The following is an 8,993-nucleotide window of genomic DNA, read 5'->3' as shown; positions in this document are numbered from 1 at the left end:
CGAAGACTTCGAGCCGGCCGTCGGTGGCCTTGCCGAGTTCGATCTCGCTGTCGGCGGGGCCTCCGCCGGTGGCCTCCCAGCCGGACCAGCCGCTGTTGGGTGCCGTCTGGTAGCGGTGGAAGACGGCGGTGGGGCCGGAGGCGAGGACTTCGAGGCGGCCGTCCTGGTTGGCGCCGACCGCGATGTCGTGGCCGCCGGTGCCGAAGTCCTCCCAGCCGGACCAGGCACCGGAGGGCTGGAGCTGGTAGCGGTGCTGGAAGGTGGAGCCGTTGAGGGCGAACGCCTCCAGCCGGCCGTCCGCGTTGGGGCCGATGGCGAGCTCGGCGCCGGCGGGGCCGCCGAGGTCCTCCCACTCCGACCAGGCGCCGTTGACTGCGGTCTGCCAGGCGTGCGAGACGCCGCTCGCTCCCGCGGCGAAGACTTCGAGACGCCCGTCCGAGGACCGGGCCGAGACCACCCGGCCGGACTCCGCCGGATACACCAACGGCGCGGGGCGGGGGCCGCTTCCGGGCACACAGGGCACGATGACGCCGCGCTCCGCGAGGTACGGCTCCGGGTCGGTGCGCACGGAGGCGTTCGAGTCGGCCCAGACCCGCAGGTGCAGGTGCGGGCCCGTGGAGTTGCCCTCGCTGCCCATCAGCGCGATCTGCTGGCCGGCCGTCACGCCGTCGCCCTCGAAGACGTCCCGGCGCTGCATGTGCCCGTACTCGGTGATCGTCCCGTCCGGGTGCAGGATGCGGATCCACTGGCCGTAGCCGGGCTCCGTGCCGGAGAGGATGACCCTGCCGTCGCCGGCCGCGTAGATCGGGGTGCCGTAGTCGTTGGCGATGTCGATGCCGTTGTGCTCCGCGGTGTAGTACTGGGAGATCTGACCGCGGGCCGGGCAGGCCGCCGCGAAACCGGCGGCCCGGGCCGCCGGTTTCGCGGCGGGGGCAGCCGTGGCGGGGGCAGCCGTGGCGGGGGTGGCCTGGGCCGGGGCGGCCGGCACGGTGACCGGCAGCAGCAGGGCGACCGCGGCCAGGGCCAGCCGCGAGGTGCGGGAGACCATCGGAGCGCCCCTCACCCCTTGCGGAGGCGGCCGATGATGCCGTCGATGTCACGCAGCATCATGTCGGGGCGGACGAAGTGGCCACCCGGCTCCTCGTGGGCCTCGTAGGGGATGCCGGCGCCGTCGAGCAGGGCGCGGAACTCCCGTTGGCCGGCCAGCACCGCGGTCTCGTTGAAGGTGTCGAAGGGGTTGGTCGGGTCGGGGCTGGTCCCGGCGACCAGGAAGATCCGCTTGTTGCGGTAGCTCTCCAGGCGCTCGACCGGGTTGTCGGCGGTCACCCTGGCCTGGTCCCACAGCGGCGCGCCGTAGATGGTGCCGCCGCCCAGGTCCTTCACGGCGGAGGAGACGTTGGCCCAGTGCACGACCGCGCCGTTGTCGCGCCGCAGGCTGGCCGGGCCGGAGTGGGCGCTGACCGAGGCGAAGTGGCCCCAGTACTTGGCCGCGTACTTCAGGGCGCCGAAGCCGCCCATGGAGAAGCCGGAGACGGCGCGGCCCTCCGGCTCGGCGAAGGTGCGGAAGTTGGCGTCGACCCAGGGGATCAGCTGGTTGATATGGAAGGACTCCCAGTTGCGGGGGCCGACGTTGGTGCTGACCGGGTTCGAGTACCAGCCGGCCTGCCCTCCGTCGGGCATCACGACGATCAGCGGCTTGCCGATGGTCCAGTCGCGGACGCCCCGGTGGTCGAACTCGATGAAGTCCTGGAGGCCGCCGTGCAGCAGGTAGAGGACCGGGTAGGTGCGGCCGCTGGTGTGGTAGTCGTCGGGGAGCAGCACGTTGACGGCCGGGTCCCAGCCGATCTCGGCGGTGTGGAAGCGGTAATACCACATCCGGGCGTCGCCCTCGTTGCGGTCGGTGATGTGCAGGCCGAAGCCGTCGTCGGCGGCGCGGGCGGCCGAGGCCGTCGCGAGGACGCTCGCGCCGCCCAGCGCCAGCGCGGCGCCGAACCCTCCGGCGGACTTGAGGATGCTCCTGCGGGTGGGGTGGTTCGCGGTCACCGTGACCTCCAGAGGGCGCGTGCCGGCGGCCCGTCCGGCCCGCCGGATGTCCGACGGTTCGGACGGTAGCCAGCCGGGGGCCGGGCGCGGAACCCGGAACCATACGGACTGACAGCGGCGGGGCGGGGGGCGGAGACTGATGCGTTTGCGGCGTTGGGTGGTGACGGTGTTCGGCGGCGGCGGTGGGTGGTGACGGTGTTCGGTGGCGGCGACGGGGTGGCGGACTGGGCGAGGTGGCGTCTTCCCAAGCCGTCACTTCTCAGTGGGCGTTCAGGGATGTTCAGTGGTGATGTGCCGTTATTGAGGCCAACAACTTTTGGCGCGATTCGCCCCTACGACCCCTCAGCGTGGATCAGTGAGGATCACCGAGAGCACGCGTCGCGCGTCACGGGCGTCAGCGCCGTCCTCGCCCAGGCTGTTGGCGCATGAGACGAGCGTCTTCCACAGCGCCCAGCCGCGTCCGCGCGCCCAGGTCGCATCGTCGACGCCCAGCCGCTTCCGGAACGAGCCGCGGCCGTCGGCCGAGAGCAAGGTCCACGCGATCGCGAGGTCGCAAGCGGGGTCCCCCCACTCCACACCTACCGAAGTCGATGACGGCGGCGAGCTGTCCGTCCTCAAGGAGCAGGTTTCCCTTGGCGAGGTCGCCGTGGAACCAGACGTCGGTCCCGTCCCACTGCGCTTCGAGCGCCTGGGTCCACAACTCGTGTGCCGGCGCGACGTCGATGTGGCCGCGTAGCCCGTCCAGCGCACCGAGCGCCTGCGCCTCGTAGGTCCGCAGCGTCGCTCCACGGAACCAGTTGTGCTTGCCGGGCCGCGGCCCTTCCGAGGCGTCGATGCTCTGCAACGCGGCGACGAAGTCGGCCAGGCTCTCGGCGAAGCGGATCGGATCGACGACTGACTCGAACGTTGCGGGCGTGCCGTCGATCCACCCGTAGACCGACCACGCGAACGGGTAGGTCGCACCAGGACCCCCCTTCGCCAGCGGCACCGGGATCGGCAGCGGGAGAGCGGGTGCCAGCCCGCGCGACCGTAGCCCTGACGTTTGATCAGCCTTCGGCATGTCGCACGGTGGGTCAGAGCTGCTTAAGAGCGGCCTCGGTGGTGGCGGCCAGGACGAAGGCGTCGACGTCGGTCTCGACGGGAGGGAGTTCGCTGCGCCACCGCCCCACTTGATGGGCGGGTTGTCGCATCCGGTGCCACCGGTCAGTGGCGCATGCCTGACAGCGGGGCCGTCCATGAGGACGGCCCCGCTGTCAGACGCAGGTTGGTTGGTCTACCAGTGCTCGTGGCGGTCGCAGCGCATGTCGTACTCGTCGTGTTCGTCGTGCTTGTGGCGCTTGATCGTGGTGGGGTCGCTGGCGGTGTGGCTGGCGGTGTCGCCGCCGCCGATGGCGGTGGCGGTGTTCGTCACCTGGTCGCGGGCGCTGCAGGAGACGTCGACCTTCAGGGTGATGGGCGGGTAGCTGCTCCCGGCGGCAAGGGCGTCGTTACGGGTGCAGGTGAGGTTGTTCAGGGTGCAGTTCCATCCCGGGCCACTGATGCTGTCGGCTCTGAGCCCGTCGGGAAGGGTGTCGTACACGGTGACCGTGGTGCCGTCGGTCGGGGCGGCCCCGGCGGCGTTGCCGACCGTGATGGTGTAGGTGCCGTCCCGCCCCTGGGTGAAGTGCCTGGCGTGGGTCTTGGTGATGGTCAGGGACGGGGCGACCACCGTGTAGGAGATGATCACCTGACCGTTCTTGTTCGCCGTCCCGATCGTCGAGGCCGTATAGGCCGTCCCGGTGCCCGTCGCAGTGGCGAAGCTGCTGCCTCCGCCACCACCGCCACCACCCGCGCGGCCGAGACCGCTGCTGCCGGGGGTGGCGGAGCCGCCTCCGCCGCCGGCGAAGTATCCTCCGCCTCCGCCTCCTCCGGCCCCGGCGGCTACGCAGTTGCCGCCGGTGTTGTTGCCGCCGGCGCCGCCGGTGCCGACCGTGGTGCCGGTGAAGCCGCTTCCTGGGTCACCTTCGGCCGGCGTGCAGCCTCCAGTGGGGGTGGCCGGCGCGCCGCCGGCGCCGACGGTGCTGGTGCTGGTGCTGCCGCCTTGCCCGCCGGATCCCGGCGAACCACCGCTGTCGGATGCTCCGGTGGTGCCGGCGGTGGCGTCTGGTGTGCCGCCGTTGCCCCCGTTTCCCCCCGCGACTGTGCCGGCGAAGGGGGCGCCGCCGTCGGCACCGCCGCCGCCGGCGACGACGAGGAGGGCGGTGCCGGTGCTGACGCTGGACGCCCCCCCTCCTCCGGAACCTCTCCGGAACTGGCCCGTGGGGTTGCTTGAGGTGCCGCCCGGGGCGCCGCCGTTGTAGCCGCCGGCGCCGGTTCCGTTGCAGCCGGCGGTGCCGGTGCCGCCGACGTTGATGGTGTAGGTCGTCGGGGCGCTGGTTGTCGGCAGTGTGGTGACGACGTGTGCCCCCGTCCCTCCGGCCCCGGTGAAGCCGCAGGCGGTGCCGGTGTTGTCGGCGCCGCCGGCGCCGTCCGCGGTGATCGTGACCACCGCCCCCGCCGGGACCGTCAAGGTCTGCGAAGCGCCGGTGAAGGTGAAGGTCTGCGACGGATCAGCCCGCTGCGCCCGCAGCGGCGCGGCCCCCGCCGGCGTGGCGGCCACTGGCGGAGCCGTGGCCGCCAGTAGTGCGATACCGGACAGCAGCGCACTGCCCACCGATACCACCCCCGCACCACGCTCCCCGAACCGTCCACCCGAGCCGACCGAATCGGACGCAACGGCGGTACGGGCCGGGGTCGTCCCACCGGCCAGGGTCCTGTTGAACACGGCCGCGGGCCACTGACGGCTGACCCGATACCACGGCAGATCGCCTTGTCCACGAGTGCGAGCACTCATCCGCAGGTTCACCTCTCCTCACAGCGAAGCGCCCTGCGCCCCTCACGCTACAAGGCGAGGGCATGACAGGACGCCTGACAGAAAATCATGACAAAACAGCATTAAATGTCCTGATCCGATCGCTTCGAGGTAGCGAGGGGAAGGGAGACCACGTGTGTCGCAGCGTGCCGCGCGGGTCCGTACGGTCTTCGACCCTGTCCCGTCATCGGTGGTGACCAGGGGTGACTGGCATCGTCGGCATGGTGTGTGAGATGTCAACGAGCTTGTGAGCGTGGTGTTTTCAGGATTGCCGGTGCCGGTGGTCGAAGGCGTGACGGGTGAGTGTGGCGTAATCCGGGTGACCGCGCGGACCCGGTCGGAAAACGGCCAGGGCTACGCACGCCCCGCACCGCGACCCTGACCGCGGCCAAGGACCTCTACGGCGCCACCAGCGCCGAGTACGCCACGGTCGCCACCCCCTGGACCGCCGCCACCGTCGCCCGAGTCGCCGGCCCCCGCCCGACGGCCGCCCGCGCCTACCCCGGTTCGACCAGCCCGCACTCGTACGCGAAGATCACCGCCTGTACCCGGTCCCGCAGATCCAGCTTGGCCATGACCCGGCCGAGATGCTTCTTCACCGTGGGCTCCGCGAGACCGAGGGCGGCGGCGAGTTCCGTGTTGGTCAGGCCGCGGGCGGCGCCCAGCAGGACCTCCCGTTCGCGCGCGGTCAGCACGCGCAGCCGCTCCGCGTCGCCCCCGCCACCGTCGTCCCCGCCACCGTCGCCCCCGGCGGCGGGGAGCCGGTGCGCGAAGCGGTCCAGCAGCCGCCGGGTCACCCGGGGGGAGACCACGGCGTCCCCCCGGGCCACGTCGCGGATCGCCCCCAGCAGCTCCTCCGGCCGGCTGTTCTTCAGCAGGAAGCCGGACGCCCCGGCCCGCAGTGCGTCGAAGGCGTACGCGTCCAGGTCGAAGGTAGTGAGCACCAGCACCCGCGTCCCGGGCACCTCGCGCAGCAGCCGCCGGGTCGCCTCGATGCCGTCGGTGCCCGGCATCCGCACGTCCATCAGCACCACGTCCGGCCGCAGCCGCCGCGCCAGCTCCACCGCCGCCGCCCCGTCGGCCGCCTCCCCGACCGGCTCCATGTCCGGCTCGGCGCGCAGGATCATGCCGAACGCCAGCCGCAGCAGCTCCTCGTCGTCCACCAGCAGCACCCGGACGCTCACGGCGCGCCCCCGGGATCCAGCCGTACGAAGACCCGCCAGCCGCCACCCGGCCGCGGGCCCGCCTCCAACACCCCGCCGAAGGCCGCGGCGCGCTCCCGCATCCCCGCGAGACCCCGCCCGGACCCGGCGGATCCCGGCCGCCCGGTCCCTGCGGCCCGCCCGTCGTCGGTCACCTCGACCGTGACCGCCCCCGGCGCGCAGGACACCCGCACCTCGGCGCGCGCCCCCTCCGGAGCGTGGCGCAGCGCGTTGGTCAGCGACTCCTGGACGAGCCGGTGCACCGTCAGCTGCGCCGCGGCCGGCACCCTGGCGGCCTCGCCGTCCACCCGCAGCCGGGTCACGAGGCCTGCCGCCTCCATCCGCTCGCACAGCGCCCCGAGCTGCCCGATCCCCGGTGGCGACCGCCGGTCGTCCCCGGGCCCCGCGTCGGGACCGGCGTCCTGGAGCAGGCCCAGCGCCCGCCGCATGTCGGTCAGCGCCTGCCGCCCGGTCTCCGCTATCCGGGCCGTCACGGCGGAGGCGTCGGCAGGCCGCGCGTGCCCGAGCGCGTCCGCCAGCGCCACCACCACCGACAGGCCGTGCGTCACGCTGTCGTGCAACTCCCGCGCGATCCGGGCGCGTTCCTCCTCCACCGCCCGACGCTCCCGCTCGTCGCGGTCCCGTTCCAGCCACTCCAGCCGTTCCGCCCGCGCGGCCCGCCGGATCCGGGCGTTCGCCCCGAGTAGCGCGCTCGCGGCGACCGCCGCCGTCATCGCGGCGGCCGAGGCGAGGAACCGGCCCTCGGGCGCCCAGCGCGCCGCCGCCAGCACCGCCCCGGCCACCGCCGCCAGACCCGCCGCCCACGCCGACCGGTACGGCGCCCGCGCGGTCACCGTCCCGAGGGCGACCAGCACCGCCGCGTCGGCCGGCAGCTGAACACCCAGCAGCCACTGCGCGAGCGCCGCGGCGGCGATCACCCCGAACGCGGCCCGGGGCGCCCGCCGCCGCCACACCAACGGCAGCACCAGAGCGGTCTGCAGCGCGAAACCCGTACCGTCCGCCACCCGCCCCGGCCCGAGCGTCACCAGGAACAGGGCCGCCGCGAACGCGGCGTCCGCCACCAGGGGCGGCACCCGCCCCGGCAGCCAGGCGAGGGCGCCCGGCGGGCCCGTCCGTACCGCGCCGGTCCCGGTCATCGTGTCCGTCCTCGCGTCCGCGTCGTCCGGCGTCCTCGCCGGAGTCCCACGGTAGGGCCCCCGCGCCCGCTGAGGCGTCCGCCCACCGGCGGAGACCGGGGGAGACCCCGGAACACCGGGGGCTCCTCCGCGCGGAGGAGCGGACGCGCCCTGGGGCGACCCGCGCCCACCCGCGGGATCGTCCCCCGGCAGGGCGCCCCGCACCCCCGGCGGCGGAATCCTGGTGGCGACCCCGTATCCGCACCGCCCGAGGAGCCCGTCCATGCCCCAGACCCGCCGCGCCCTGCTCGGCACGCTCGGCGCCGCCGCGCTCGCCACCGTGGCCGCCGCCCCCGTCCCCGCCCCGGGAAGCCGCCCCGCCGCCCCGGCCGGGGGACACGGCCCCGCGCACGCCCCCGACACCCCCGTCCCGCTGCGCCTGCCTGCGCCCACCGGGCCCTGGCCCGTGGGCACCGTCGCGCTGCACCTGGTCGACGACAGCCGCCCCGACCCCCTCCTCCCCGCCAAGCCCTACCGGGAGCTCATGGCCGGCCTCTGGTACCCGGCGGAACCCGGCGCCGGGCACCCGACGGCCCCCTGGCTGCCCCCGGCCGCGGCGGCCGACTGGGACGCGCACTCCGCACCGGCCCTCGGTGTCCCCGCCGGCGCCGCCGACTGGCGGGGGATCAGGACCCACGCCCGCACCGGCGCGCCCGTCGCCCGCCGCGCCGGCCGGCTGCCCGTGGTGCTGTTCTCCTCCGGCGACGGCGGCTCGCGCGCCCTCGGCACCACCCTGGTCGAGGAGCTGGCGAGCCGCGGCCACCTCGTCGTCGCCCTCGACTCCACGTACGAGGCCGAACAGGTCGAGTTCCCCGGCGGCCGGGTCGAACGCGCCCTCCCGCTTCCCGACGACCTCACCCCGGAGGTCATCGCCGCCCTCCTCGCCGGGCACTCCCGGGCCCGCCTCGCCGACGCCCGCTTCGTCCTCGGCGCACTCGACCGGCTCGCCCGCGGGGACCGCCCCGACACCGGCACCGGCCCACTCCCGGACGGGCTCGCCGAAGCCGCCGACCCGGCCAGGACCGGCGTGCTCGGGCAGTCCCTCGGCGGCTCCGTCGCCGCCCAGCTCGCCCACGACGAGCCCCGCGTCCGCGCGGCGGCCGACCTCGACGGCGCCCTCCTCGGACCCGTCGCCGACAGCGGCCTCGCCAAGCCCTTCCTACTGATGGCCTCCGGTACGAAGACCCTGCGCACCGAACCGAGCTGGGCCTCCTACTGGGCGGCGTCCACCGGCCCCCGGCACGCCCTGCGGCTGCGGAACGCCGCCCACGGCTCGTACACCGACCTCCAGGTCCTCCTGCCCCAGCTCGTCCGCCGCCTCCCGGTCCCCGACGCGGCCGGGCTCATCGGCACTGTTGACCCCCGGCGCTCCCTGGCCGCCCAGCGCACCGCCGTCGCCGCCTTCTTCGCGCGGTACCTGACGGGGCGGCCCACCGGCTTCCTCGACCGGCCCGGCGACGACTGGCCGGAGCTGGAGGTGCTGCGCTGAACCGGCCCGCCCGGCACCCCTGGTGGCGCCGGCACGATCGGAGGACGGACGGACCCCCTGTGCCTTCCGCGACCCCGGCGCCGCGAGCGGACCACCCCCGCCGGGCCGCGCCGCCCGCGCCCCGGACAGGGTCCGCGTCCTGATCGCAGACATCCGTCGAGCAGGAGCCCGTC

Annotated in this window: 7 protein-coding genes; 1 reads left to right on the top strand and 6 read right to left on the bottom strand. The window is 74.6% G+C overall.

The annotated features are described in order from the left end of the window. The 6 genes from ABT015_RS33530 to ABT015_RS33505 all read right to left on the bottom strand — a co-directional run. On the bottom strand, window positions 1-1,048 hold a 1,048-nt coding region (locus ABT015_RS33530), incomplete at its 3' end, for a peptidoglycan DD-metalloendopeptidase family protein (protein ID WP_350885950.1). A gap of 11 nt (window positions 1,049-1,059) precedes the next feature. Continuing rightward, window positions 1,060-2,043, bottom strand: a complete 984-nt coding sequence (locus tag ABT015_RS33525; protein WP_350885948.1) for an alpha/beta hydrolase — start codon at window positions 2,041-2,043, stop codon at window positions 1,060-1,062. Between the two features lie 394 nt (window positions 2,044-2,437). After that, window positions 2,438-3,031, bottom strand: a complete 594-nt coding sequence (locus ABT015_RS33520) for a phosphotransferase (protein WP_350885946.1) — start codon at window positions 3,029-3,031, stop codon at window positions 2,438-2,440. Window positions 3,032-3,316: 285 nt separating this feature from the next. Then, window positions 3,317-4,735, bottom strand: a complete 1,419-nt coding sequence (locus ABT015_RS33515) for a hypothetical protein (RefSeq protein WP_350885944.1) — start codon at window positions 4,733-4,735, stop codon at window positions 3,317-3,319. A gap of 695 nt (window positions 4,736-5,430) precedes the next feature. Then, window positions 5,431-6,117 (bottom strand): response regulator transcription factor, encoded by a 687-nt coding sequence (locus tag ABT015_RS33510; RefSeq protein WP_350885942.1) that lies wholly within the window; start codon window positions 6,115-6,117, stop codon window positions 5,431-5,433. Continuing rightward, window positions 6,114-7,292 (bottom strand): sensor histidine kinase, encoded by a 1,179-nt coding sequence (locus tag ABT015_RS33505; protein ID WP_350885940.1) that lies wholly within the window; start codon window positions 7,290-7,292, stop codon window positions 6,114-6,116. Before ABT015_RS33505 ends, ABT015_RS33510 begins: the two co-directional genes overlap by 4 nt. 262 nt (window positions 7,293-7,554) lie before the next feature. On the opposite strand from ABT015_RS33505, the gene ABT015_RS33500 reads away from it, so the two are divergent. Further along, the gene (locus ABT015_RS33500; RefSeq protein ID WP_350885938.1) at window positions 7,555-8,820 is read left to right on the top strand and encodes an alpha/beta hydrolase family protein; all 1,266 of its coding nucleotides are present in this window, start codon (window positions 7,555-7,557) and stop codon (window positions 8,818-8,820) included. Window positions 8,821-8,993 lie beyond the last annotated feature (173 nt).

The sequence above is a fragment of the Kitasatospora sp. NPDC094016 genome, from assembly GCF_040304045.1.
In the GTDB taxonomy this organism is placed as follows: Bacteria; Actinomycetota; Actinomycetes; order Streptomycetales; family Streptomycetaceae; genus Kitasatospora.
The sequence above is the reverse complement of the archived record's forward strand: the minus strand, read 5'-3'. Positions and strand labels throughout refer to the sequence as shown.